This is a genomic window from Arthrobacter sp. alpha11c (genome assembly GCF_054149985.1).
In genome coordinates this window covers 1,604,864-1,629,408 of the sequence record NZ_CP196747.1, presented here as the reverse complement: position 1 = coordinate 1,629,408, position 24,545 = coordinate 1,604,864, and the positions used below count along the sequence as shown (strand labels likewise).

The 24,545-nt window shown below is 63.0% G+C and carries 23 protein-coding genes and 1 pseudogene; 17 read left to right on the top strand and 7 right to left on the bottom strand.

Annotated elements, in window-relative coordinates; all coding sequences use genetic code 11:
• Positions 1-12 precede the first annotated feature (12 nt).
• Together ACTAQJ_RS07485 and ACTAQJ_RS07480 are read left to right on the top strand one after the other, a co-directional pair.
• On the top strand, positions 13-1,218 hold the full coding sequence (locus tag ACTAQJ_RS07485) for an alkaline phosphatase family protein (protein WP_431119722.1): 1,206 nt from the start codon (positions 13-15) through the stop codon (positions 1,216-1,218).
• On the top strand, positions 1,211-1,975 hold the full coding sequence (locus ACTAQJ_RS07480) for a thymidine kinase (RefSeq protein ID WP_498701586.1): 765 nt from the start codon (positions 1,211-1,213) through the stop codon (positions 1,973-1,975). The genes ACTAQJ_RS07485 and ACTAQJ_RS07480 overlap by 8 nt, the downstream gene beginning before the upstream one ends.
• A 42-nt stretch (positions 1,976-2,017) precedes the next feature.
• Here the strand turns inward: ACTAQJ_RS07480 and sepH are convergent, their stop codons facing one another.
• Positions 2,018-3,412, bottom strand: coding sequence for a septation protein SepH (gene sepH, locus ACTAQJ_RS07475; RefSeq protein ID WP_498701585.1), 1,395 nt, complete (start codon positions 3,410-3,412; stop codon positions 2,018-2,020).
• Between the two features lie 306 nt (positions 3,413-3,718).
• On the opposite strand from sepH, the gene ACTAQJ_RS07470 reads away from it, so the two are divergent.
• Complete coding sequence (locus ACTAQJ_RS07470) at positions 3,719-4,018, top strand: DUF4193 domain-containing protein (protein ID WP_431119728.1); 300 nt, start codon at positions 3,719-3,721, stop codon at positions 4,016-4,018.
• A 47-nt stretch (positions 4,019-4,065) separates the two neighbouring features.
• Here ACTAQJ_RS07470 and ACTAQJ_RS07465 read toward each other — a convergent pair whose 3' ends face one another.
• Complete coding sequence (locus tag ACTAQJ_RS07465) at positions 4,066-4,557, bottom strand: DUF3093 domain-containing protein (RefSeq protein ID WP_431119729.1); 492 nt, start codon at positions 4,555-4,557, stop codon at positions 4,066-4,068.
• Between the two features lie 79 nt (positions 4,558-4,636).
• Between ACTAQJ_RS07465 and dut the strand changes: the two genes are divergently transcribed.
• From dut to ACTAQJ_RS07445, 4 genes are read left to right on the top strand one after another with little or no spacing between them, the layout of a single operon-like run.
• Positions 4,637-5,146: a dUTP diphosphatase gene (dut, locus tag ACTAQJ_RS07460; protein ID WP_431119731.1), complete on the top strand. Its 510-nt coding sequence runs from the start codon at positions 4,637-4,639 to the stop codon at positions 5,144-5,146.
• 56 nt (positions 5,147-5,202) lie between these two features.
• Positions 5,203-5,976, top strand: coding sequence for a DUF3710 domain-containing protein (locus tag ACTAQJ_RS07455; protein ID WP_431119733.1), 774 nt, complete (start codon positions 5,203-5,205; stop codon positions 5,974-5,976).
• Complete coding sequence (locus ACTAQJ_RS07450) at positions 5,969-6,346, top strand: hypothetical protein (protein ID WP_498701584.1); 378 nt, start codon at positions 5,969-5,971, stop codon at positions 6,344-6,346. The genes ACTAQJ_RS07455 and ACTAQJ_RS07450 overlap by 8 nt, the downstream gene beginning before the upstream one ends.
• Positions 6,343-7,125 (top strand): DUF3159 domain-containing protein, encoded by a 783-nt coding sequence (locus tag ACTAQJ_RS07445; RefSeq protein ID WP_498701583.1) that lies wholly within the window; start codon positions 6,343-6,345, stop codon positions 7,123-7,125. Before ACTAQJ_RS07450 ends, ACTAQJ_RS07445 begins: the two co-directional genes overlap by 4 nt.
• Here ACTAQJ_RS07445 and ACTAQJ_RS07440 read toward each other — a convergent pair.
• Together ACTAQJ_RS07440 and ACTAQJ_RS07435 are read right to left on the bottom strand one after the other, a co-directional pair.
• Positions 7,095-7,829 carry a potassium channel family protein gene (locus tag ACTAQJ_RS07440; RefSeq protein ID WP_431119735.1) on the bottom strand — a complete coding sequence of 245 codons (735 nt, stop codon included), beginning with the start codon at positions 7,827-7,829 and terminating at the stop codon, positions 7,095-7,097. The two genes, ACTAQJ_RS07445 and ACTAQJ_RS07440, sit on opposite strands and share 31 nt — an antisense overlap.
• On the bottom strand, positions 7,829-8,500 hold the full coding sequence (locus ACTAQJ_RS07435; RefSeq protein WP_498701582.1) for a potassium channel family protein: 672 nt from the start codon (positions 8,498-8,500) through the stop codon (positions 7,829-7,831). The genes ACTAQJ_RS07440 and ACTAQJ_RS07435 overlap by 1 nt, the downstream gene beginning before the upstream one ends.
• A gap of 114 nt (positions 8,501-8,614) precedes the next feature.
• On the opposite strand from ACTAQJ_RS07435, the gene ACTAQJ_RS07430 reads away from it, so the two are divergent.
• From ACTAQJ_RS07430 to acnA, 3 genes and pseudogenes are all read left to right on the top strand, one after another.
• Positions 8,615-10,591 (top strand): APC family permease, encoded by a 1,977-nt coding sequence (locus tag ACTAQJ_RS07430; RefSeq protein WP_431119738.1) that lies wholly within the window; start codon positions 8,615-8,617, stop codon positions 10,589-10,591.
• Positions 10,588-11,956, top strand: a pseudogene (locus ACTAQJ_RS07425) (class I SAM-dependent RNA methyltransferase). The gene ACTAQJ_RS07430 and the pseudogene ACTAQJ_RS07425 overlap by 4 nt, the downstream one beginning before the upstream one ends.
• Positions 11,957-12,221: 265 nt before the next feature.
• A complete protein-coding gene (gene acnA, locus ACTAQJ_RS07420) occupies positions 12,222-15,032 on the top strand; it encodes an aconitate hydratase AcnA (RefSeq protein ID WP_498701581.1) in 2,811 nt (936 codons plus the stop codon).
• Positions 15,033-15,215: 183 nt separating this feature from the next.
• Here acnA and ACTAQJ_RS07415 read toward each other — a convergent pair whose 3' ends face one another.
• From ACTAQJ_RS07415 to ACTAQJ_RS07405, 3 genes are all read right to left on the bottom strand, one after another.
• On the bottom strand, positions 15,216-16,058 hold the full coding sequence (locus ACTAQJ_RS07415) for an MBL fold metallo-hydrolase (RefSeq protein ID WP_498701580.1): 843 nt from the start codon (positions 16,056-16,058) through the stop codon (positions 15,216-15,218).
• A 37-nt stretch (positions 16,059-16,095) separates the two neighbouring features.
• Entirely contained in the window at positions 16,096-16,935 is an 840-nt protein-coding gene (locus ACTAQJ_RS07410) for a shikimate dehydrogenase family protein (RefSeq protein WP_498701579.1), read from the bottom strand.
• Between the two features lie 172 nt (positions 16,936-17,107).
• Positions 17,108-17,443: a carboxymuconolactone decarboxylase family protein gene (locus ACTAQJ_RS07405; RefSeq protein ID WP_431119745.1), complete on the bottom strand. Its 336-nt coding sequence runs from the start codon at positions 17,441-17,443 to the stop codon at positions 17,108-17,110.
• A gap of 133 nt (positions 17,444-17,576) precedes the next feature.
• Between ACTAQJ_RS07405 and ACTAQJ_RS07400 the strand changes: the two genes are divergently transcribed.
• The 7 genes from ACTAQJ_RS07400 (at position 17,577) to ACTAQJ_RS07370 (ending at position 24,544) form a co-directional block, all read left to right on the top strand.
• Entirely contained in the window at positions 17,577-18,473 is an 897-nt protein-coding gene (locus ACTAQJ_RS07400) for a helix-turn-helix transcriptional regulator (protein ID WP_498701578.1), read from the top strand.
• Between the two features lie 110 nt (positions 18,474-18,583).
• Positions 18,584-19,018, top strand: a complete 435-nt coding sequence (locus ACTAQJ_RS07395) for a cupin domain-containing protein (RefSeq protein WP_498701577.1) — start codon at positions 18,584-18,586, stop codon at positions 19,016-19,018.
• The gene (locus ACTAQJ_RS07390; RefSeq protein ID WP_498701576.1) at positions 19,015-19,155 is read left to right on the top strand and encodes a hypothetical protein; all 141 of its coding nucleotides are present in this window, start codon (positions 19,015-19,017) and stop codon (positions 19,153-19,155) included. The genes ACTAQJ_RS07395 and ACTAQJ_RS07390 overlap by 4 nt, the downstream gene beginning before the upstream one ends.
• 446 nt (positions 19,156-19,601) lie before the next feature.
• Positions 19,602-21,545: a beta-glucoside-specific PTS transporter subunit IIABC gene (locus tag ACTAQJ_RS07385; RefSeq protein WP_498701575.1), complete on the top strand. Its 1,944-nt coding sequence runs from the start codon at positions 19,602-19,604 to the stop codon at positions 21,543-21,545.
• A gap of 27 nt (positions 21,546-21,572) precedes the next feature.
• Positions 21,573-22,991, top strand: a complete 1,419-nt coding sequence (locus tag ACTAQJ_RS07380) for a glycoside hydrolase family 1 protein (protein ID WP_498701574.1) — start codon at positions 21,573-21,575, stop codon at positions 22,989-22,991.
• Positions 22,992-23,081: 90 nt separating this feature from the next.
• Positions 23,082-23,930: a PRD domain-containing protein gene (locus tag ACTAQJ_RS07375; RefSeq protein ID WP_498701573.1), complete on the top strand. Its 849-nt coding sequence runs from the start codon at positions 23,082-23,084 to the stop codon at positions 23,928-23,930.
• Positions 23,931-24,253: 323 nt separating this feature from the next.
• Positions 24,254-24,544, top strand: coding sequence for an HPr family phosphocarrier protein (locus tag ACTAQJ_RS07370; RefSeq protein WP_498701572.1), 291 nt, complete (start codon positions 24,254-24,256; stop codon positions 24,542-24,544).
• Position 24,545 lies beyond the last annotated feature (1 nt).

Below are 24,545 nucleotides of genomic sequence, written 5' to 3'. Positions count from 1 at the left end.
GCACAGGAGCACATGCAGCCAACGTCCGGTACAGCACCGGCCCTCGACCTCCCTTCGCCCCCGCTTTTTGGGAGCAGATCGATCGCCGAAGTCTTCACCAGTGCTGCCGCGAGCATGGGCATCCCCGGATTTGCCAACCAGCTTCACCTGCCTGCTGCGCAGCGTGTCTGTGTAGTCCTCGCCGATGGCCTGGGCCGCAGCCTGCTCAAGCAAAAGGCTTCGCACACACCGTTCCTGCGTTCCATCCTGTCCGGCGGACAGGGCAGCGTCCCCAACTGGATTGATTCCGCTTTTCCCAGCACCACCGCGGCTTCCCTGGCCAGCCTGGGTACAGGGCTTCCCGCCGGGCAGCACGGCATGGTGGGCTATGACGTCCTGGATCCTTCCCAGGACAAAGTAGTGAACCTGCTTGGCAACTGGGACGCCCACGTGGACCCTGCGCTTTGGCAGCCGCACGCTACCGTGTTCGAACGCATAGGGGCCGAAGCGGACGTCGTCACCGTGAGCCTCCCTCAGTTCGGAAATTCCCCGATGACGCAGGCAGCCCTCCGGGGCAGCCGTTTCGTGGGCGGCACAAGCCTGCATGCGCGCACAGCTGCCGCAGCAGAGGCAATGTCCGGTGGGGGCCGCTCCCTGATGTACTTCTACGTCAACGAGTTGGACAAAGCCGGTCACCGCTACGGCTGCCAGTCCGACCGCTGGGAACACCAGCTTGAAGAGCTCGACTCCACTGTCAAGAGACTGTCCGCGACACTGCCGCCGGGAACCACTATCGTGTTGACCGGGGATCACGGAATGCTGGACGTTCCCGAGTCCCAGCGCATTGACTACTCAGCTGATGCTTCACTCGTTGCCGGGGTCCGCCACACTGCAGGTGAACCCCGCATGGTTCATCTTTACCTTGAGCCCGGCCTCCCGGATACGCAGCGCGAGTTGCTCATCTCGGCCTGGCGGGTAAGGTTTGGCGAACGCATCTGGGCTTTCACCCGTGAGCAGGCGATAGGCGCCGGGTTGTTCGGTGACGTCCAGCCGGAGGTAGCGCCGCGCATAGGCGATGTCATGATCGCCGCCCGGGACACCCTTGCCCTTTACGACACTCGCAGGGTCCGTCCGGCATCCTTGGAAGTAGTCGGCCAACACGGTTCCCTGACCAAGGCGGAAAGAGAAGTGCCATTCCTTTGCTTCCCGGCAGCCGGTAAAAAGGGCAAGCGTGGCTGAACTCGTCTTCTTCTCGGGCACCATGGACTGCGGTAAGTCCACACTGGCTTTGCAAATGGACTATAACCACCGCGCGCGGGGCAGGGGCGGGGTACGTTTCAGCTGCAACGACCGCGCGGGTGATTCGACGATTTCCAGCAGGTTGGGCCTGAAGACAGACGCCGTTGAAGTCCATGCGGACACGGACTTCTGGGACGAAGTGGTTGTACGCCGGACCAGTGGGCTTCGCGTCGACTATCTGATCTGCGATGAAGCCCAGTTCTACTCCGCTGCCCAGGTGGAGCAGTTGGCGCGCCTGGTGGATGAGATGGAGGTGGACGTCTTCGCGTTCGGGATCACCTCGGACTTTCGAACCACCTTGTTTCCCGGCTCCCAACGTCTGATCGAACTCGCCGACAAAGTGCAGGTGCTACAGGTCGAAGCACTGTGCTGGTGCGGGCGCCGGGCAACTCAAAATGCCCGAACGGTGGACGGCATCATGGTGGTGGAAGGGGACCAGGTCATGGTTGGCGATGTCGCTCCCCAGACCGCCAGCGACGTCCCGGGCGTGAGTGATCAAGCTCAGACAGCGGAAGCTGTTGGCCACGAACCCGTGGTTGGCTATGAGACCTTGTGCCGACGCCATTACATGCGCCGCGTGACAGCCCACGGGGCCAACCTCATGGCTGGAGGAGACCCGACTCTTCCGTTCGACGTCGATGCCTGCCTGTGGCCGGGAGCCGGCTCCGGCAGTGGCTCCGGCTTGACGCGTAGCTAGGGGCTGGTCGCCTTGGCTAAGTGCTGGTCGCTGCGCCAGGGGCTAGTCGCCGCGGGCGCCGAAGACGATCTCGTCCCAACTGGGGATGCTTGACCGCTTTGGACGGGAGGGCTGGCGCTCGACGGGTGCTTCTGCATCCTTGTGCGTATTCCGGTCCCCGGCTTCCAGGGGTGCCTTGTCCTGTGCGGCTGTCTCTGTGCGCGACGCAGCACGATCAGTCTGTGTTTGCGGGGTGGTGGCTCCGCCAAGCAGTTCGTCCAGCCCTGCCCGTGGCGTCTGGTTTGTCCCGGAATCAATTCGATCCGCGTCCTTGGGCTCAGGAGCACTGGCCGCCCCCGGCTTGCGGTCGGTTAAGGAAGTCACGGGCCGCAATGGGCTGGCCACAACGGTGATTTCGCGCGTCTCCGTGCTGACGCCGTCGTGGAGTTTCAGTGAGTCGTCGTCGTCGTTTGAGTCATGGTTCCGGGGCGCGAGGCTCAGCCGGGACAGCATGGAAGGGCGTCCGTCCTTCCGCGCAGGCTCAGCCACAGGAGAAGCCTCCGGTTCTGGTTGATCCCCGGCGGGTTCCTCGGCCGGCTGGTGATCTTCACCGCCAGAACGGGGGTGGGCTGCCGGAACGTTGCTGAGCAGGACGGCCAAGGCGTCATCGCCGTCTTCGTCCACGCCCAGGCGCTGCCCGCGGCGTGAGCGGAGCATTTCCAGAAGGCTGTCGGATTCCTTCGCAGACGCGCGTGCCGCAGTTTCGGCGTCCGTCTCGAAGTCGAAAGGACGATCCGAGACGGCGGCAAGCCGGCGTGCAGGAACGGGGCCGTCCAGTGGCTCCAACTCACTGAGCTGCTGGGCCCAGCGGTTGGCGTTTTGCAGGGATTTCCGCTGCGGACTGAACGTCCACATCGCCGGTGGCTCCTCGCCGATGCTTCCGTGCGTACCGGGGACCGTTTCAAAGCGCGCGACGACGGTCCAGGAACCATCCGAACGGCGCCAGGAGTCCCATTCAACAGTTGAAGAATCGATGCCGTGCGCGGACAGGCGGTGGGCCACCATTTCGCCGAGCGTCGCTGGATTGTCGCCAAAGGCGGAGCGATAGATGTCCTGGCCCGGGGCCGGGGAAGCTACTTCAATGTTTCTGGCTTGCTGCGCAACGTACTCACGTTCGGCCAGGACAGGACCCTCGTAACGTTGCACGTTGGCAAGGGGCAGCCCGGACAACTCCGCTACTTCGGCCGCCGTGGCTCCACTGCGGATTCTGGACTGAATATCCCTGGGGGACATGGCAATCGGGGTGTTTGACGCCCGCGCAGCGACCTGGGCGGGGGTCCTGCTCGTCGCGGCACGAAGTGCCTCGTCGATCGGAAGCTGGAACATCGCACCGCCGGGTCCGCTCAGGAGCAGATGCCCGCCGTCGTCGTGGACGCCTACCAGCCGTAGATCCTGCATAACACCCTCCACCACATGGCATAACTGACATTCGAAACTCTGCCACCCCCATTGCCCTTTTCCTACTAGGACAAAGGGCGTGCCGTGATATTCCGGCGAAAGTGGCACATTATCGGGCGGATCCGTCCCCGCAATCCGAGCGTAATTTGCCGCCTCTGGACAATCGCTGGACAGGGGAGGACAATCTGGCCGATATCGGGCACAAATCCGGGGCGTCCGGCGTTACACCCTTAGACCGGCGGCGGGCAGGAAATCCGCCAGGCCGGAATCCTACCCGGAGCAAGTACGACAGGATGAAGAAGGACCATGGCCACGGATTACGATGCCCCTCGAAAGACCGAGGAAGACGTCAGCGAGGACTCGATTGAGGAACTCAAGACGCGCCAGTCGGGGAAGCAATCCTCTGCGGTGGATGTCGATGAGACCGATCTTGCCGATGGCTTCGAGCTACCCGGAGCGGACCTCTCCGGAGAAGAGCTCCTGATTCAGGTCATGCCACCACAGGCTGACGAATTCACGTGCTACAACTGCTTCCTTGTGAAGCACCGCTCCCAGATTGCCACTGAGAGGGACGGGCACCTGTACTGCACGGAATGCGAGAGCTAGCAGGACCAGCGCACCCAGCGCAGCGCTAATGCCCACCCAGGGCAGAGCTAGTGCGCGCCCAGCGCAGCGACGAGTTCGTCCGGGCGGCGCGAAGACACCAGCCAGTACGGCGTCCGATCGGCGGGATCAGTGATGTCGATTTTAACTACGGCATCGATCCACCCGCGGAAGCACATGTAGGCGAGGCCATTGAGGCGGGTTCCACGTTCGGCGGTGGCCTCGCCTTTTTTGAATGCCTCGGCGGTGCCGACGAATTTGCGGTCGATAGTGGCGCGTCCCACCCTAAGGCTGTCCCGCGTAACGGTGATGGTGGGTGTTGAAACCACCAACAGGGTGGTCATGACGGCCAGAAGCACCAGGGCGGCGATGATGCCCGCGGCGGCACTGATCGGTGCGAACATCAGGATTCCAGCGCTCGAGAGGCCCACGACGACAACCCAGATCCAGATGGTCGGCCATAATTTCTCGGTGAACAAGACCTCGGAGGCGGAGGGACTATTCCGGGCAGGCATGGGGGCGGACTGGTCAGGCGTAGGCATGGGTCCAGCTTATCGGCCCTTGGGCCGGCTATTTGCCCGGAGTGCCCGCATGGAGGTGCCCCACGTAGAATGGTCCACTGTGAGCAACGAGACCGCAGTATTCAGTAATGACACCACCGCAGCGTATGGCGCGCCCACTTTGGACGTTCAGCTGAAAATGCTCGACGCCGGGCTGGAAGCACCGTCCTACGCGCACCCGGGCGATGCCGGCGCGGACCTGCGTGCCCGTGAGGACGTGAAACTGGCCCCGGGTGAACGGAAATTGGTTCCTACGGGCGTTTCGATTGCCCTCCCGGACGGCTTCGTGGCACTGATCCACCCGCGGTCCGGCCTCGCGACCAAACATGGCCTCACCGTTGTCAACGCACCCGGGACTGTGGACGCAGGTTACCGCGGCGAAATCGCGGTCACGCTGTTGAACACTGACCAAGACCACGCCATTGAGCTCAAGCGCGGCGATAGAATTGCCCAGATGGTGATTCAGCGCGTCGAGTACGCGCGCTTCGTGATGGTTGATGATCTATCCGACTCCGCCCGCGGTACGGGCGGCTTTGGTTCCACTGGCGGATTCAACGCACCGGTGGCCTGATAACCCACGGGGTTGCGGTTTACTTGGGGATAGACCACTACTAAGGAGACAACCCAATGCTTTTTGGGCGCGGCAAAAAGTCCAAGGCCGAGCGGCCGGAAACCGCTGGCACCGTCGAGGAAAACGATGCGGCTGAGGCAACAGCCCCTGCGACCGGCGCGTCCGGTACCAAGGGTGATTTCCGGCTTGGCAAAGGTCCTTGGGACATCGATGAGATCGAGGACCGCGACGGGTACGTGGACCTCGGCGCACTGCTGATCGCACCCGCCGATGGGCTCCAGCTGCGGCTGGAAGTGGAAGAAGCTACCCAGCGCGTTGTGGCGGTGACCATGGACCTGGCTGGCTCAAGCCTTCAGCTCCAGGCGTTCGCTGCTCCGCGTTCGGAGGGCCTGTGGGACGAGATCCGCGAGCAGATCGGCCAATCCGTAGCCAGCCAGGGTGGCGAGACAGAGGAAGTATCTGGAACGTTTGGCACAGAGCTCGTCGCGAAGCTCCCGGCGGAAGCTACCGACGGCAGCCGGGGTTTCCGCGCCGCCCGCTTCATGGGCGTGGACGGTCCCCGGTGGTTCCTGCGAGGTGTCCTCGGCGGCGAAGCCGCACTGGACCGGGAGGCCGCGGCAGCCCTGGAGGAGCTCTTCCGGCGCGTAGTTGTTGTCCGTGGCGACAATCCGATGCCGCCGCGCGAACTGTTGCAGCTGCGTCTGCCCAAGGACGCTGCTACCCAAGCCCCAGCCCAGGCCCCCGCTGGAGTTCCAGATCCCGGTGCACAGCAAGGTGGTCCCGCCCTGCACCAGCCGGAGCGGGGACCGGAGATTACCCAGATTGGCTGATACGCCCGGCTCGCCAGGATCCGCCGGGCAGCAGTCGCAGCAACACGGCGTCCGTGATCTCCCTGCCCGCGGCAGGGCCACCTGTACTGGATTCGTCGAATCTGTCACGTACCAGCCGCCAAGTGAGCAACCCTTCTTTTCAGCGATTGTCGTGGACGCGCTGGAGCACAGTTCCCAACCATCAGTGGGTGGCGGGGGCGTGAAAAGGCCGTATGCACGCTTGCGCGTCATCTGGTTGGGCAGGAACCGGGTACCTGGGATTGAAGCAGGAGCGGAGTTGCGCTTGAACGGCGTGGTGACACAAAAGGACGGCGTGCCTGCGATGTTCAATCCACGCTACGAAATACTTTCCCGTCAGGAGCACCTATGACAGTGGCCAATGGATCAGAGCCGAAGGATTCCGCCGAGCCTACGTCAGGCATGAGTGAAACCACGGCCGCGGGGTCAGCCAAGACCCCGGCAACCCAAAGCCCGGGGGTCGCGGATTTAGCTGCGGGCTATGCAGAAAAAGCGGGGCTTCAGCGCAACAGTGCCGGCCATGTGGACATGTTGAAGTCTGCCGGGGGAGTGCAAGGCATCGCCGAGAGCATCCTGCCGGGCCTTGTTTTCCTCGTGGCCTTCACCATAAGCCGCGACTTGACGGTTTCCCTGGTCGCGGCGTTGGCGACGGCAGCAATCTTCACTGTTGTCCGCCTGATCCAACGACGCCCGTTGACGCAGGCACTTGCCGGTGTGGTCGGCGTCGGGATTTCTGCCTGGTTGGCCAACACCACAGGGAAGGCTGAGGACTTCTACGTTCTCGGCTTCTTCACCAACATTGCCTATATCGCGGGCATGGTGCTTTCCGTCGTCCTCAAATGGCCGCTTGCCGGGTTGCTGTTCGGATTCGTCCGCAACGAGGGTCTCGAATGGCGCAAGGATCCTGAACGGCTGCGGGCGTACCAGCTTGGCACCTGGATTGTTGTGGCGGTGCTTGCGCTGCGGCTGGTGGTGCAGGTGCCGCTGTACTTCCTGGGTGAGCCAGGCTTGACGGCGTTGGCCACTACCAGGCTCCTCATGGGTGCACCGCTCTACATCCTGGGCCTTTGGGTGGCCTGGCTTGTTACCAAGCCCGCACCTCAGCCGTCGAAGCCGTCGTCCTCCGCCTGATCAGCAACGTTGGCATCACCGTCGCGGGGTCCTTGGCCTGCCATCGACGACGGTGACAACAGTGCCCGCAGGCCGTCCTCTGCCTGTATGGTGGTGACGAAGAACAGTTCGTCACCACCATCGAGGACGTCGTCCCGGCTTGGGGTGATGGGTGCCTGATCGCGCAGGATGGCCACCAAGGTGGCGTCTTCCGGCCACTCAATGGCGCCCACTGTGCTGCCAATGACGTGGGAGTCGTGGGGAACGGTAAATTCCACGATCGAGGCGACGCCTGTCTGCAAAGTCAAGAGCCTTACGATGTCGCCGATTTCCACGGCTTCCTCAACCAGGGCAGTCATGAGCTGGGGAGTATTGACGGCGACGTCCACACCCCAGGAGTCATTGAACATCCAGTCGTTCTTGGGGTTGTTGACGCGGCCAACAGTGCGGCCAACGGCAAATTCCGTCTTGGCCAGCAGGGACACCACCAGATTCACCTTGTCATCACCCGTCGCGGAAACCACGACGTCGGCATCCTCAAGTTTTGCGTCCTGCAGGGTACTGAGTTCGCAGGCATCGCCCACCAGCCAGCGCGCACCCCGAAGGCCGCTGCGGCCAATGACTTCAGGCTTGAGGTCGATGAGCAGGATTTGATGGTTGTGGGCCAGGAGCTCACGGGCGATGGACGAGCCGACGCTGCCTGCGCCAACGATGACAACTTTCACTAAGACTCCTTGACCGGTGCTTTGGCGAGGACCCGGCTGATCTCCGAGGTCCTGTCCAGGCTCAACATTGCGTGGACGGTATCGCCCTCCTGGTAGGCCGTGCCCGGCAGGGGCAGGAGACCTTCACCAAAACGCGTCAGGAAGGCGACACGGATGCCTGCGGCAGCTTCAATGGACGTCACGCTATGGCCAATCCATCCCTCGTGCAGATCCACCTCCGCCAGGACTAGCCGCCCGGATGGCTCCCGGTAATCGCCGGCGAGATGCTGTTCGGGAAGGATGCGCCTGAGGACCTGGTCGGCGCTCCAGCGCACCGCGGCCACGGTGGGAATGCCGAGGCGCTGATAGATTTCGGCGCGTCCGGGATCGTAGATGCGGGCCACGACGTGTGCGACATGGAAAGTCTCACGTGCTACCCGGGTGGCCAGGATATTGGAATTGTCACCACTGGAAACAGCGGCGAATGCGTAAGCCTCTTCCACGCCTGCCTGCTTGAGTGTGTCCCTGTCGAAACCTACGCCGGTGACCTTGCGGCCGGTAAACGTATTGCGAAGCCGACGGAACGCCCGCTCGTCCTGGTCGATGATGGCCACCGAATGGCCGGCGTCTTCCAGAGTGTGTGCCAGGGTTGCGCCAACACGGCCGCAACCCATGATCACGAAGTGAGCCACCGTGTCTCCTTATGTGTGTTTACCGTGCGCTGCGTATGACTTTACCGGTGCGATGGACGTAAGGCGGAGACCGCCGTCATGACATCGCTGGGGATTCAGAGTAGTTTTGCGAAAGTGTTGACAATACTGAATGCTGCGAAGCGTGTGTTGGTGGGCCGGCCAGTCCGGAATGACCGCTTATCCCACACCCTCTTGCCCAAACGCATCGCTTTGCCGATCTTCGCCTCGGACGCCCTGTCTTCAGTGGCCTACGCGCCGGATGAAATCCTGCTGACCCTGGCTCTGGCCGGTGTCAGCGCCGTGGCGTTCTCCCCCTTCGTCGGCTTGGCCGTGATGGTGGTGTTGCTCACAGTGGTCGCCTCCTATCGGCAGAACGTGCACGCCTACCCATCGGGCGGAGGCGACTATGAGATCGCCAACGTCAATCTGGGCAAATATGCCGGGCTCACCGTCGCTTCGGCGCTCCTGGTGGACTACGTCCTGACCGTTGCGGTGTCGATGTCCTCCGCCGCCGCCTATCTCACCACGGCGATCCCTTCATTGCACGGCCAACAGGCGATGATCGCGACTGTTGGCGTGATCGTTCTCGCCCTGGTCAACCTGCGCGGCATCAAGGAGGCCGGTACGGTCTTCGCCGTCCCCACTTACATTTTCATGGCCTCTATCCTGGGCATGACCCTCGTGGGCATCTTCCAGGCGCTGACGGGACAACTGGGCCAGGCGGCGTCCGCCAACTTCACTATCGTGCCCGAGGCCGGCTTCGATGAAGGCCTCGTCGGCCTTGCCGGTGCGTTCCTGCTGCTGAGGGCCTTTTCCTCCGGTGCTGCTGCCCTGACGGGTGTGGAGGCGATCAGTAACGGCGTGCCCAACTTCCAAAAGCCCAAGAGCAAGAACGCTGCCACTACATTGCTGCTACTTGGCGCGATCGCGGCAGCCATGCTTGCGGGGATCCTTTACCTCGCCAACGCCACGAAGGTCCACATCGTTCTGGATCCCGCCAAGGAATTCCTTCTTGACGGCAAGCCGTTGCCTGAGGGCTATATCCAGAATCCAGCCATCAGCCAGATCGCGGACACCATTTTTGGGGCCGGTTCCATTCCGTTTTACATAGTGGTGGCTGCCACCGGCGTCATTCTGGTGTTCGCTTCCAACACGGCGTTCAATGGCTTCCCGGTGCTTGGGTCCATCCTGGCCCAGGACGGCTACCTTCCCCGCCAGCTCCGAACCCGCGGCGACAGGTTGGCCTTCAGCAACGGCGTGCTGGCCCTGGCTGCCGGAGCGCTGGTCCTCATCATTGCGTTCAACGCCGATGTCACCAAGCTCATCCAGCTGTACATCGTGGGGGTCTTCATTTCCTTCACCGCCAGCCAGCTCGGCATGGTCCGCCACTGGGGCCGTGAACTGAAGCTGGCGCGGGACAAATCGGTACGCCGCAGGATCATCAAGTCGCGGACCATCAACATGGTGGGCTTCGGCATGACTGCGTTGGTCCTGGTCATCGTCCTCATCACCAAGTTTGAGCAAGGTGCCTGGATCGCACTTCTGGCAATGTTCGTGCTGTTCCTCATCATGTGGAGTATCCGGGCGCACTATGACAATGTTGCCAAGGAGTTGGCTGTCGACGAGGATTCATCGCCCCGCGCGCTACCTACCCGTGTCCACGCTGTCCTGCTTGTTTCGCACGTCCGCAAGCCTGTACTGCGGGCATTGGCTTACGCACGGGCGTCCCGGCCGTCGCGACTGGATGCGATTACCGTGGATATCAACTCCGAAGAGACAGAACATACCGTTCGGGATTGGGAGAAGCTGGAAATTCCAGTACCGCTCACCGTCCTGGCCAGCCCCTACCGTGAGACCGTGACTCCCATCATGGAGTACATCAAGAACATGAGACGCGACTCACCCCGGGACTTGATCGTGGTGTACATCCCTGAGTACGTCGTGGGCAAGTGGTGGGAGCAGCTGGTTCACAACCAGACGGCACTCAGAATCAAGACGCGGCTCCACTTTGAACCTGGAGTCATGGTTGCCAGCGTTCCGTGGCAGCTCAAGTCCTCCGAAGAAGCAAAGGCACTGCAGGATACCCAATGACCTCCCACAGCATTTCCCCCCTTACTGACAACAACGGAGGCCAAGGCACGCCCGGCACCGAACTGACCGTTGACGTTGGCCCTGTCGCGCACGGCGCGGCATTTCGTCGCACGCCATGCAGGCCGCGTCATCTTCGTGCGTCACGGCATTCCGGGGGAGAAGGTCCGGATCCGGTTGACCGACTCCGGCGACTCGTCCCGCTTCTGGCGTGCCGACGTCGTGGAGGTCCTGGAAGCCTCGCCGGACCGCGTGCAGCACTTCTGGAAGCCGGCCGATTCGTTGACGGCCTGGCAGCACGGGAATCCACCCGTGGGCGGTGCCGAGCTCGGCCACATTTCCCTGCAGCGGCAGCGTGCCCTGAAGGCTGAAGTGTTGTCCGAACAGCTCAAGAGACTCGCTGGCCTGGACCTTGCGGTCGAGGTTGAGGGCGTAGGTGCCAACGACGACGGCGGACTCGGCTGGCGTACGCGCGCCAGCTTTGCTGTGACCTCCAAGGGGCGGCTGGGTATGCATGCCCACCGTTCCGACGTCCTGGTGCCCATCCGGGAGATGCCGTTGGCGCTTCCCGGAATCAACCACCTCAAGTTGTGGGACCTCGATCTCAGCGGGATAGCACGTGTAGAAGTGGCGGCGCCGGCCAATGGCTCCAGGCCGCTGGTGTTGCTGGCGCCGGAGGAAACGACCAGTCCCAAGCGGCTGCACGGCATCCTTTCGCAATTGCCGCCCGACGTTTCCGTAGCCAGCTTCGATCCCGGCAAGGGCCAGGTGCTGCAGCTTCGGGGGCGGACCTGGGTGCAGGAATCGGCGGTGGGGCATGAATACCGTGTGACAGGCGAGGGCTTCTGGCAGATTCATAAGGACGCGCCGGACACCCTGGTGGACGCGGTGACCAGCTACCTCGCAGGTGGAGGGTATCTCCAACCCGGTGCTGCGGTGGCGGACCTCTACGCCGGTGCCGGCCTGTTTACTGCACCCCTGGCTGATGCGGTAGGCGTCACGGGTTCGGTATTGTCCGTTGAAGGATCGCCTGGCACCAGCCGTGATGCCCGCAAGAACCTGCATGGAGAATCCCATGTTGAGATCGTGCAGGGACGAGTGGAGCGGGTATTGCATCAGCGTCCCCGGAACTTCGATTCCCTGGTGCTGGACCCGCCGCGCGTGGGGGCTGGAAAAGCCGTGGTTAACCAACTCATGGCCTCACATCCCCGGGCAATCGCCTATGTGTCCTGTGATCCGGCTTCTTTTGCACGTGATCTGGGTTACTTCCAGCAAGGCGGTTGGCGCCTGGAGTCGTTGAGGGCATTGGACCTGTACCCCCACACGCATCACTTGGAGACCGTAAGCCTCATCGTTCCCGCCGGTTAGCCCTCTATCGCCCGCCACGCCACCGGATGGCGGGCGATGCCTGGGGTGCCGCATTTCGTGGAGCTGCCCTGGAGCGGTGCTTGAACATGATCGCTACCACTACGATGGGCATAGTAGTCCCACATAGCAGCCCCACTCCGCATGGTTCCGCGCGGGGGACAGGGGTTGACCAACTGAGAGTGCCGCCCGGCTAAGTAAGGTGCGCCTAACTGGCTAGCGGCCAACCACGCGACAAAGATGAAACTGTTGCGAGAGGAGTCCTGCCATGAGCACTGTGGACAGCTTCGGTTCCAAAGGCGTACTGAATGTAGCCGGCACCGATTATGAAATTTTCCGGTTGAACTCCGTAGAGGGCGCAGACAGCCTTCCGTTCAGCCTCAAGGTATTGCTTGAAAACCTCCTGCGGACTGAGGATGGCGCCAATATAACGGCTGACCACGTCCGCGCCCTGGCCGGTTGGGACCCCAATGCGGAGCCCGACACGGAAATCCAGTTCACCCCGGCCCGAGTCATCATGCAGGACTTCACCGGCGTACCCTGCGTTGTAGACCTCGCCACGATGCGCGAGGCCGTGAAAGAACTTGGCGGCGACCCCAAGCGCGTCAACCCCCTGGCACCCGCCGAAATGGTCATCGACCACTCCGTCCAGATCGACGCCTTCGGTAACTCCGGTGCGCTGGAGCGCAACATGGAGATCGAGTACCAGCGCAATGGTGAGCGCTACCAATTCCTGCGGTGGGGCCAGACGGCCTTTGATGACTTCAAGGTTGTTCCCCCGGGAACCGGTATTGTCCACCAGGTCAACATCGAGTACCTGGCCCGCACCGTCATGACCCGCGAGATCGACGGCGTGCTTCGTGCTTACCCGGACACCTGCGTTGGAACCGACTCCCACACCACCATGGTCAACGGCCTGGGCATCCTGGGCTGGGGCGTCGGCGGCATCGAAGCCGAGGCTGCCATGCTTGGCCAGCCCGTCTCCATGCTGATTCCCCGCGTCGTGGGCTTCAAGCTCAGCGGCAGCATCCCGGCAGGCGCCACCGCAACGGACGTTGTGCTGACCATCACCGAAATGCTGCGCAAGCACGGCGTGGTGGGTAAGTTCGTCGAATTCTACGGTGAAGGCGTTGCCGCTGTGCCGCTGGCAAACCGCGCAACCATCGGAAACATGAGCCCGGAATTCGGTTCCACGGCCGCCATGTTCCCGATTGATGATGTCACCCTGGAATACCTGCGCCTGACCGGCCGCTCCGAAGAGAATGTCGCCCTTGTGGAGGCGTACACCAAGGAACAGGGCCTCTGGCACGATCCTTCCCGCGAGCTGCGCTTCTCCGAGTTCCTCGAGCTGGACCTTTCAACGGTTGTTCCGTCCATCTCCGGCCCGAAGCGTCCGCAGGACCGCATCGAGCTGACGGATGCCAAGGAGCAGTTCCGCAAGGACATCCACAACTACGTCGCCATTGAAGATGGCAGCGTAGACGAATCCCTGGACGAGTCCTTCCCGGCTTCGGATTCACCGTCCTTCACGCACGCCGACTCGCACACCACGGAGACAGCACGCGTTGCGTCCGCCGCCAACGGTGCGCACGGCCGCCCGTCCTCCCCGGTGCACGTGAAGACAGCCGACGGCCGCGAGTTCGAGCTGGACCACGGTGCAGTGTCGATCGCCTCGATCACGTCCTGCACCAACACGTCCAACCCTTCGGTCATGCTGGCAGCGGCGCTTCTCGCCCGCAACGCCGTGGACAAGGGCCTTACCTCCAAGCCGTGGGTCAAGACTTCCGTCGCCCCGGGCTCGAAGGTAGTCACGGACTACTACGAAAAGTCCGGCCTGACGCCGTACCTGGAGAAGCTTGGCTTCTACATCGTGGGCTACGGCTGCGCTACGTGCATCGGCAACTCCGGCCCGCTGGAGCCGGAGATCTCCGAAGCCATCCAGGCCAACGACCTCTCGGTGACGGCTGTCCTCTCGGGCAACCGCAACTTCGAAGGCCGTATCAACCCGGACGTCAAGATGAACTACCTGGCTTCCCCGCCGCTGGTCATCGCTTACGCCCTGGCCGGTTCCATGGACTTCGACTTCGACACCGATGCCCTGGGCACCGACTCCGAGGGCAACGAGGTCTTCCTGAAGGACATCTGGCCCAACCCCATCGAGGTGCAGGAAGTCATTGACTCCTCCATCGACAAGGCTATGTTCGCCAAGGGTTACGAGGGCGTCTTCGACGGCGACGAGCGCTGGAAGGCACTCGACACCCCGGCAGGCGACACGTTCGCCTGGGCCGAGGACTCCACCTACGTCCGGAAGCCCCCATACTTCGAAGGCATGAAGGCGCAGCCGGATCCCGTCAAGGACATCGCAGGTGCCCGCGTGCTCCTGAAGCTTGGCGATTCCGTCACCACGGACCACATCTCCCCGGCCGGCTCCTTCAAGTCGGACACTCCGGCAGGCCAGTACCTCCTGGCCAACGGCGTGGAGCGCAAGGACTTCAACTCCTACGGCTCGCGCCGTGGCAACCACGAAGTCATGATCCGCGGTACTTTCGCCAACATCCGCATCAAGAACCAGCTGCTGGACGGCGTCGAGGGTGGCTTCACCCGCGACTTCAGCCAGGAAGGTGCACCGCAGGCCTACGTTTACGATGCCGCACAGAACTACCAGGCTGCGGGAACGCCGCTGGTTGTCATTGCAGGCAAGGAATACGGTTCAGGATCGTCGCGTGACTGGGCAGCCAAGGGCACTGCGCTCCTGGGTGTCAAGGCCGTCGTCGCCGAGAGCTACGAGCGCATTCACCGCTCCAACCTCATCGGCATGGGCGTTCTTCCCCTGCAGTTCCCCGCTGGCGAGTCCGCGGCAACGCTGGGCCTGACCGGCACGGAGACCTTCTCGGTAGAAGGCGTCACGGCGCTGAACAACGGCACCACGCCAAAGACGCTCAAGGTGACGGCAACGGCCGAGGACGGCACGTCCAAGTCCTTCGACGCCGTCCTGCGCATCGATACCCCGGGTGAAGCGGACTACTACCGCAACGGTGGCATCCTGCAGTACGTGCTTCGGCAGATTAGCGGTTCTTGAGCTGATTGGCTCGGATACCAGAGGATCTGGGTGCTGACTTGCTGTCACCGGCGGTCACACTGGAGTCTCGCATAAGTGCCCCGTCAGGCTTCGGCTTGGCGGGGCACTTGTGCTTTGTGGGTCCGGCTCCGTCAAGTGTCACGGCCGCCACCTCGGTTGCCTCAACCGCTGATTGCTTCGCGCCTACGCGGACGCGCCGCCCAGCCGGAAAGGCTCGCCCGGGGCAAGTACATGGATGCGCTTGGGGTTGACCACGGCGTCCCAGAGCGTGTCCGGGTCGGCGTTGAACGGGGAGAAATCGGGGGAGTCCACCGAGCCCCAGTGGTGCAGGAGCAGGTCCGCGTCGGGGTAGGCATTGGCAATCTCGACCGCGCCGTCGAAGGTGAAGTGCCACTCGCTGTCCGAGAAGTCGAACAGCAGCGCGTCCGGGGTCGGCATGGTCAGATGGTGTTCGAGGATCAGCCGTGAGTCCCCTGGTGCCCAGATCACGCCGTCACGGGTCTCGATCCAGAAGCCGCACGAGTCCTCATCGCGGAAGGTGCGCTGCCCCGGCTTGGGCGCGGCATTCTGCCAGGCATGGTCGGCCGGTGTGACCGTGACACGGACCCCGCCGATGGAGAAGGCATCGCCGATGCCGTGGCCCTCGGCGGGCATGCCCAGTTCCTGCATCAGATCGGAGACGTAGCGGGTCGAGTGGAACCGCTGGGTGACTTCATTCAAGGCATTACATGTCGGCACGCTGAAGTGGTCATTGTCCGCGTGAGTGACCAGGATCCCATCGACTCGGGGGACGTCTGCCGCCCGGAGCGGGAAGTCGATGAGCACAGGCATGTCAAAGTCCTGGAGCAGCGGATCGACCATAATCAGCGTCCCCCGTGCATTGATCAGAAATCCCGCCATGCCGAGCCAGTAAAGGACGGTACCGTGCGGGTCATCGAAGGCCTCAGCACGAATTGGCATAGTTGGCGGGGCCATGGCCTGCCCGCGGGGGCTGCGCCGGAGCGGTGGGTGCGAATGGTTCATCATGTCTCCTTGGGTCTATTCTGCGGTGCAATGCGAGTGGTCACTGTTCACTCCGGCGACCGAGCATGAAATCAGCCATAAGATCTTGCACGGCCGCAACCATGTGCTCACCGGCGGCAGTTCCGCAGCCAACGGAACGGGCGGCAGCAATGAGAGGTGTAGTGCCGTGTCCCGAGACCACGTCGCCGACAAACATTGAGGAGGTCAGCAATGTGCGATCCACCGGCAACGGGTCCTTGTCTCCCATCCCCAGAGGGGTCGCATTGAAGACCAGGTCGAAGCCCGTTGGGTCGGCCGTCCCGGCACGCGCCCGGCCAGGATCCATCGTCTCCAGCAGGTCCAGTACACCGTTCACGCGCGACAGGTCAGTGTCGTGGACCACGAGCTCCCGCACCCCGGCTTCGATGAGGGCGATTGCGATCGCGCTGCCCGCGCTTCCGGTGCCTACTAGCAGCGCTCGTGAGCCGTGGATGGTCGCGCCGTGGTCCTGCTGCGCCTTGACGAACGCGAGGCCGTCGAGCATGTCCCCGTGCCAGGTGCCGTCCGGGTTGCGGCGCATGACGCTGACGACGCCAGAGCGGCCCGCACGGTCGGTGCTGGTGGAGCAATAGGTGAAGGCGTCGTGCTTGTGCGGCATCGTGACCAGGATCCCGTCGACGTTCGGCGTTGCTGTGAGTCCGGCCATGACAGCATCGAGTGCGCCCTCGGGTACATGCATCGGTACGCAGATCCCGTTATGGCCGCGCTCGGCGAAAGTCCGCGTGAGCCATATGGGGGACTGCACGTGCGTGATGGGGTCTCCGATGATGGGAAACAAGCGGGTGGCTCCGCTGAGACGTTGCGGCGTCTCTGGTGTTCCGTCCGGGATCCATGTGGTCATGGGTGGTGTCTCCTTCTTATTGGGTGGTGTAGCCGTCGTCGACGGGCAACGCGACGCCGACGACGAAGCTGGCTGCCGGGCTGCACAGCCACAGCACCGCGGCCGGTGCCGGGCCGTGCGGTGAGGGTTTCCCCGCCGCGTCGGGTGTTTCGCGTGTATCTAGAGACCGGTGTCAGGCGTCCTCCACGACGTTTTTCAGCACGGTCGTCGCGCCCATACCGTTGGGCCAGCCGGCGTAGAAGGAAAGGTGCAGTAAGGCCTCCTTGAGCTCCTCGTCGGTGACGCCGTTCTGGCGGGCGAAACCGAGATGGAACTTCAGCTGGTCCATCTTGCCCAGTGCGGTCAGCGCCGCGACCGTGATCAGGCTCCGATCGCGCTTGGACAGCTCCTCTCGCTCCCAGACCTCATCGAAGAGGACACGGTCGGTGTAATGGACCATTCCGGGTGCGAAGTCGCCGAAGGCGTTGTTCCCGCCGCTCCAGCCGGTGCTCTGCTCTTCATTGCTCATCGTCTTTCTCCTTCGTCGTAGTTGCACGAATGCCTCTATTCCATCGCCACTGCGGCAGGGGAGGGGAGTCTCTAGTGAAGGGTGTACCAGCGGGGACTCCCTCCAAGCCGGTGACCCGAATAGCGTTGCCTGCATGAACACCAAGGACGAAGCACGGGAGTTCCTCATATCCCGTCGGGCGAACATCAGCCCCGAGCAGGCCGGACTGACCGTCTCGGGGCACCGTCGCGTCGCGGGCTTGAGGCGGGGGGAGGTTGCAATGCTTGCGGACGTGAGTCCGGAATACTATGCCAAGATCGAGCGAGGCAACCTCGCCGGGGTGTCCGACTCCGTGCTGGAGTCGGTCGCCCAGGCCCTGAAGCTCGACGATGCCGAGCGCGAGCACCTTTTTGATCTCGCCCGGGCCGCAAACGGAGGAGCGCAGCACGTGCGCCGGCGCAAGTCGAAGACATGGGTGGCGCGGGATAGCCTGACCCGTGCGCTGGACGTCATCGTGAACGGTCCGGCGTTCGTCCGCAACGGACGGATGGACATCTTGGCGACCAACGCCCTGGGTCGCGCCTTCTATGACGAGGTCTTCGACGGGCCCGGGCAGGGGAACCTCGCCCGGTACTGCTTCTTCGACGAGCGAGCAAAGACGTTCTACCCGGACTGGGAGGCGGCGGCCGACGTCACCGTGGCGATCCTGCGCACGGAGGCCGGTCATGATCCTCGTGACAAGCAGTTGCATGACCTTGTCGGTGAACTCTCCACCCGCAGTGACGCGTTCCGTACGCGGTGGGGTGCGCACAACGTCCGCCGCCATGGCTCGGGCACGAAGGACTTTCACCACCACGAGGTCGGCGACCTCACCCTCACGTACGAAGGACTCGAGCTGACCGCCGAGCCGGGGCTTTCGTTCCTCATTTACACCGCCGAGCCCGGTTCGCCGAGCGATCAACGGCTGCAGCTGCTGGCAAGCCTCGCCGCCACCGTAACCGCGACGCCGTCACACCCCGTACTCGACGACACCACCACTACGAAGGACTGACCATGCACACCAGAGCACTTGGCCAGGGGCTTGAGGTCTCCGCGATGATCGTGCCGATCCCCGGCATATGGCTTACGTCAACCGCTGGACGGAACAAAAGGAAAAGCAAAATGACTGACAACGAATTCGACCAGATCTTCCCGCTCGGGGAAAAGAACGACGCCTACGCCCAGTACTTCATCGGCCAGAGTTATCTGGCCCCGCTCGCCTCGGGAAGTGTTCCGGTCAGCAACGTCTCCTTCGAGCCGGGATGCCGCAACAACTGGCACATCCACCACGGCACCGATGGTGGAGGAGACCAGATCCTGATCTGCACTGCGGGCAGCGGCTGGTACCAGGCAGAGGGCACCGAGCCGATCAGCCTGGAGCCCGGAACGGTGATCCACGTCCGGGCCGGCACGAAGCACTGGCACGGTGCGAAGGCCAATTCGTGGTTCTCCCACCTTGCTTTCATCACCCCGGGCGAAGGCGTAAGCAACGAATGGCTGGAGCCCGTCACCGACGAGGTGTACGGCGCGCTTCCGACCAACGGAGGGAACGCATGAGCATCCTGAACGAAAGCTACACCCTGTCCAACGGCATCGAGATCCCGAAGCTGGGGCTCGGCACGTGGTTCATCGACGATGACGGGGCAGCTGGCGCGGTCCTCGCAGCCGTCGGGGTCGGTTACCGGAACTTTTGACACTGCTCAGGCCTGCGGAAATGAGCGCGGCATCGGTGAGGGTGTGCGCGCCTCCGGCGTGCCCCGGGACGAACTGTTTGTCTCCACGAAGCTCGCTGCGGAGATCAGGACTACGAGGGCGCGATCGACGTCTACAGCGGCAAGTGACGCAGGAGGACCAAGTAGCATGACTGCGTGGAACCGGTGACGCCGTTACGTCCCCGATCGTCCGGCCATCTGGACGGCTTGACGTGACTCATGTCACCTGCCATGATGGTTTCTGGTTCTTTCGAGACCTGGGTATGTAACTCGCTTCGGGCGAGGCAAGGCTCAAGCTCTTCGACCTTCATCGGTCAACCGGCTTGGGCCTTTTTCGTGCCCTGAAACAGGATCACCTGAAACAGCTCAAGCCGCGTTGCCTCACACCTCCGCCCAATGAAGGGCGGATCTGAGAATGCGAGGAAATCATGAGCAAGCAATACGCTCCCTTAGCCGCAGACATCGTGCGGCTCGTTGGCGGCAAATCCAACATCATCGAGGCCTACCACTGCCAGACCCGGCTTCGTTTCGCCCTTAAGGATGAATCCGCCGTCGCGCTGAACGACCTGAACGCCACTGAAGGCATCGTAAAAACCCTCTCCAAGGGAGGAGTCTTCCAAGTTGTGGTCGGCATGCACGTCAAGGACGTGTTCAACGAAGTGGAGCGCGAGCTCGGCGATTTGTCTGTCAACGCCAAGGACGACGGCGGCGCAGCCAAGGGCAAGCGCAAAAACGTGGGCAGCGCGGTGATCGAGTTCGTCTCCAGTGTCTTCCAGCCCCTCATCCCAGCATTGTCTGGAGCTGGTATGGTCAAGGCGCTCCTTGCCCTGCTCGTAGTGCTGAATCTCGTGTCCAGGGAATCTCAGACCTACGCTTTGGTCAACCTTTTTGCAGATGCGGTGTTCTACTTCCTCCCCGTGCTGCTGGCCTTTAGTGCGGCTCAGAAGTTGAAGATCAGCCCGATCCTGGCAGCCGCGGTCGCTGCCATGATGCTGCACCCCAACTGGGTCGCCCTGGTGACGAAGAAGGACCCGGTCACCTTCTTCGACATCCTGCCGTTCCCCTTGGTGAACTACTCGGGCGCGGTCATTCCGATCATCCTGGTCGTGTTCGCCCAGTACTACGTGGAGCGTGGTCTGACCCGGGTGGTCCCGAAGTCCGTGAACCTGGTGTTCGTGCCGATGCTGACCTTCCTCATCATGGGTACTCTGGCCCTCGGTGTGCTCGGACCCATTGGCAGCATTCTGAGCGGCTACCTTGGTTCCTTCTTCACATTCCTGAGCACCAACGCAGCCTGGGCCCCGGCCCTGCTGGTCGGTGCGACACTTCCGGTCATGGTCATGTTCGGCCTGCACAACGGCATCGCCCCGCTCGGTGTCGTCCAGCTCGCCCAGACGGGCAAGGAAAGTATCTTCGGTCCCGGTGCCCTGGTCTCCAACATCGCCATGGGCGCAGCGTCCTTGGTGGTCGCTTTCCGAACCAAGGACAAGAAGACGCGTCAGATTGCCACCGCAGGCGGCATCACAGGCCTGATGGGCATCACGGAACCGATTCTCTATGGCATCGCCCTTCCCAAGCGTTACCCGCTCATCGCGGCCATGATCGGCGGTGGCGCGGGCGGCTTGTACGCGGGCTTGACCCAGACGCACCGCTTTGCTACTGGCTCCTCCGGCCTGCCCGCCGTTCTGCTCTACATCGGTGACAACACGCTGGTGAACATGATCAACATCATTATCGCCCTGGTTATCTCCGCCGTCGTCTCCGCCGTGCTGACCTTTGTCCTCTCGTTCAAGTTCGAAAAGCCAGCCGTCGAAACGGCCTCGGCAGCGGACGACGACGCGGCCCCGTCCAGCCGTCGCCCTGCTGCCAACGAGACCGCCGCCGTCGCCGGTGGCACAGCAACTCTGGTGCGGACCGAAACCATCGAATTGGCTGCGCCGTGCGCCGGCACCGTTGTTCCGTTGGCCGACGTCGGCGATCCGGTCTTCGCCTCCGGAGCCATGGGTCCGGGCGTCGCCGTGGAACCGTCCGAGAGCGTCATCGTCTCCCCGGTGAGCGGAACAGTAGCCGTGGCCATGAAGACCGGCCACGCCTTCGGCATCAAGACCGACGACGGCGTAGAGGTACTGGTGCACGTGGGCATCGACACGGTGACCATGAAGGGTGAGGGTTTCCAGGGGGCGCTGGAACGCGGGACACGCGTGGAGGCAGGGCAGCCGCTCGTCACGGCCGACCTGGACGCCATTCGCGCCGCCGGCCATCCGGCCACCGTGCTGGTGGTCGTGACCAACGGACCCAAGGACGCGCCGGTGGAACAGCTTGAAGGCGGCTCCGTGGTGGCAGGCGCGGCGATCGCCGTCGTCGGACGCTGACCAGGAAGCCACGAAAGGAACCGCAGAATGCAGCACGAGCAGCTCACCCCGTTCCCCGAGGACTTCCTCTGGGGAGCCTCCACCTCCGCCTATCAGGTGGAGGGCGGCTGGGACGCCGACGGCAAAGGCCCGTCCGTGATCGACATCCACATGCACCGGCCGCACGGCGTCACGGACTTCACCGTGGCGGCGGGCCACTACCACCGCTACGCCGAGGACGTGGAGTTGTTCTCGGAGATGGGTCTGAACGCCTACCGCTTCTCCATCGCATGGACCCGGATCGTCCCGGACGGCGACGGCGCGGTGAACCCCGCCGGCGTAGCGCATTACCATCGGGTGATTGACGAGCTCCTGGCCAAGGGCATCGAGCCCGTCGTGACCATGTACCACTTCGACCTCCCCGCGGCGCTGGACGCCAAGGGCGGCTGGTCGGAGCGGGCCACCATCGACGCCTTCGAGCGTTACGCCCGGGTACTTTTTCAGGAGTACGGCTCCAAGGTGAAGTACTGGCTCACCATCAACGAGCAGAACATGATGATCCTGCACGGTCGCGCCATCGGGACCACCGGACGCAGTGGCCAGGTGGGAGGAAAGGAGCTCTATCAGCAGAACCACCACATGTTCCTGGCGCAGGCGCGGGCCATGGTGCTCTGTCATGAGCTGCTGCCAGAGGCGAAGATCGGGCCGGCGCCGAACATCGTGTCCGTCTACCCGGCCACCTGCGCGCCGGAGGATATCATCGCGGCGGATGACTGGGATGCCATTCGCAACCTGCTCTATGTGGACCTGTCCGTCCGGGGCAGTTACCACAATCTGGCGTGGGCCTACCTCTGTGCCAAAGGCTGGGAGCCGGAGATCCTGGATGGTGATCTTGAGCTGCTGGCTGCGGCCAAGCCGGATTTCCTCGCGTTCAACTACTACTCGACTCAGACGGTCGGTGCGTCCCGTGGGGACTCATCGGACATCCAAGTGCGGGGTGGGGACCAGCAGATCGTGCGGGGCGAGGTGGGCCTCTACCGTGCGGTGAAGAATGAGCATCTGCCCGTCAATGCCTTCGGCTGGGAGATCGACCCGGTGGGGTTCCGCACCACTATGCGCCGCCTCTGGGACCGGTATCGGCTGCCGCTCATCATCACCGAGAACGGGCTGGGTGCCTTTGACGAGCTGGTGAACGGCAGAGTGCGGGACGATTACAGGATCGAGTTCCTGCGCCTGCACCTGGAGCAGATCCGGCTGGCCATCAGCGACGGCGTGGACGTGTTCGGCTACTGCCCGTGGACGGCGATCGACTTGGTGTCCACGCATCAGGGCATCTCCAAGCGGTACGGCTTTATCTATGTGGACCGCACGGAGGATGATCTGAAGGATCTGGCGCGCGTGCGGAAAGACAGCTTCTTCTGGTACCAGGGCGTCATCGCCTCCGGTGGCGAGTCGCTCTCCGCCTGAGGCTAAGGCGGGATCCCGCCGGGCTGTGGTGCGGGGCAGAATCCGCCCCGCACCACCACCATGATTTTTTGACGGAAGGAACGGTGAGACGTGCAAGTCAAGCGCGTGCTCAACAACAACGCGGTGCTGGCGGTCGATGACGACGGCAAGGACCTCGTGGTGATCGGCCGCGGCCTCGGGCACGGCCGCAGGCCAGGTGACGAGATCTCCCGCGAGGTGGCGGATCAGGTCTTCGTTGCGGCGGAGAACGCCAATCTGGAACGGCTCGCCCGCTTCCTGGATGACATCCCCCTGGACTGTCTGAATGCAGCCGGCGAGGTTGCGGAGCTGGCGCAGAAGCGGCTCGACCTGCGGGTCAGCCAAGCCCTGGTGGTGCCGCTCGCGGATCACCTCAGCTTCGCCGTCGAACGGTTGCAAGAGGGGATCCCTGCCCAGTTCCCGCTGGCGTGGGAGGTCTCCCAGCTTTACCCGAAGGAGCTGGCCACGGGACGCGAGGCGTTGGGCCTGGTGGAGGCGTCCTTGGGGGTGAGGCTGCATGACGACGAGGCGGTGGCCCTGGCCATGCACTTCGTGAACGCTCAGTTCGCCACGCCCGGCATGGAGAAGGCCATGCAGATGACCGGTGTCATCGCGCAGGCATTCGCGCTGGTGGATAAGACTTTCGGCTTCACCGTGGACCAGCAGTCCATGAACGCGGCACGCTTCGTCACCCATTTGAGATACCTGTTCAGCCGAGTCGCCTCGGGCAAACAGATCTCAGAGAAGTCCTCCGTGCTGGTGGACGCGATCATTCAGAGCCACCCGGATGCCGTGGTGTGCGCCGCCAAGATCCAGTACCTCCTTGAAATGGGACTGGACACCAGCCTCACCCGGGACGAGGTGGCATACCTGGCGTTGCACGTCGCACGCCTGGTAGCGGACGTGAGTGAATACCGCTAAAGCCCAGATGCGTCGTGCCCCGCGGCGGTTGAGCCGATACAGACGAAAGAGAACTTCGATGGAAGCCATGGCGCTGAAATTAGCAGGAACCACAAGGTTTCAGGGGGTCGGAGTCAATCCGGCATGGCGAAGCCATCGGCGCGTGAGTCGTGAAGTGAAGATTACATCCTCACCATGGATGAACAACAGGCCGCGTTCCTCAATGATCTGACACAACCGGCAGTCTGAACCAGAGACAGACTCATATTGTGCTTGAGCTGAAAAGCCGAGCAAATCTCCATTCCCTTAACCAAAAGAAACACAAGATCCTGAAGGAGAACCCTATGCCCGAACGCAAAGCAGTCGTCGCCAGCGCCTCCGGCCTGCACGCCCGTCCCGCCGCCGTCTTCGCCGAGGCCGCCGCGGACCTGGACATCGAGGTCACCATCGTCCTGGACGGCACCCCCGAAGACGAGGCCATGGACGCCTCCAGCATCCTCTCCCTCATGACCCTGGGTGCCAGCCACGGCGACATCGTGGTGCTCCGCGCCGAGAGTCCAGGAAGCGAGGAGGCCTTGGACAAGCTGGTAGCACTGGTCGAAACCGATCTCGACGGAGTGTTGCCGCCTGCCTAAT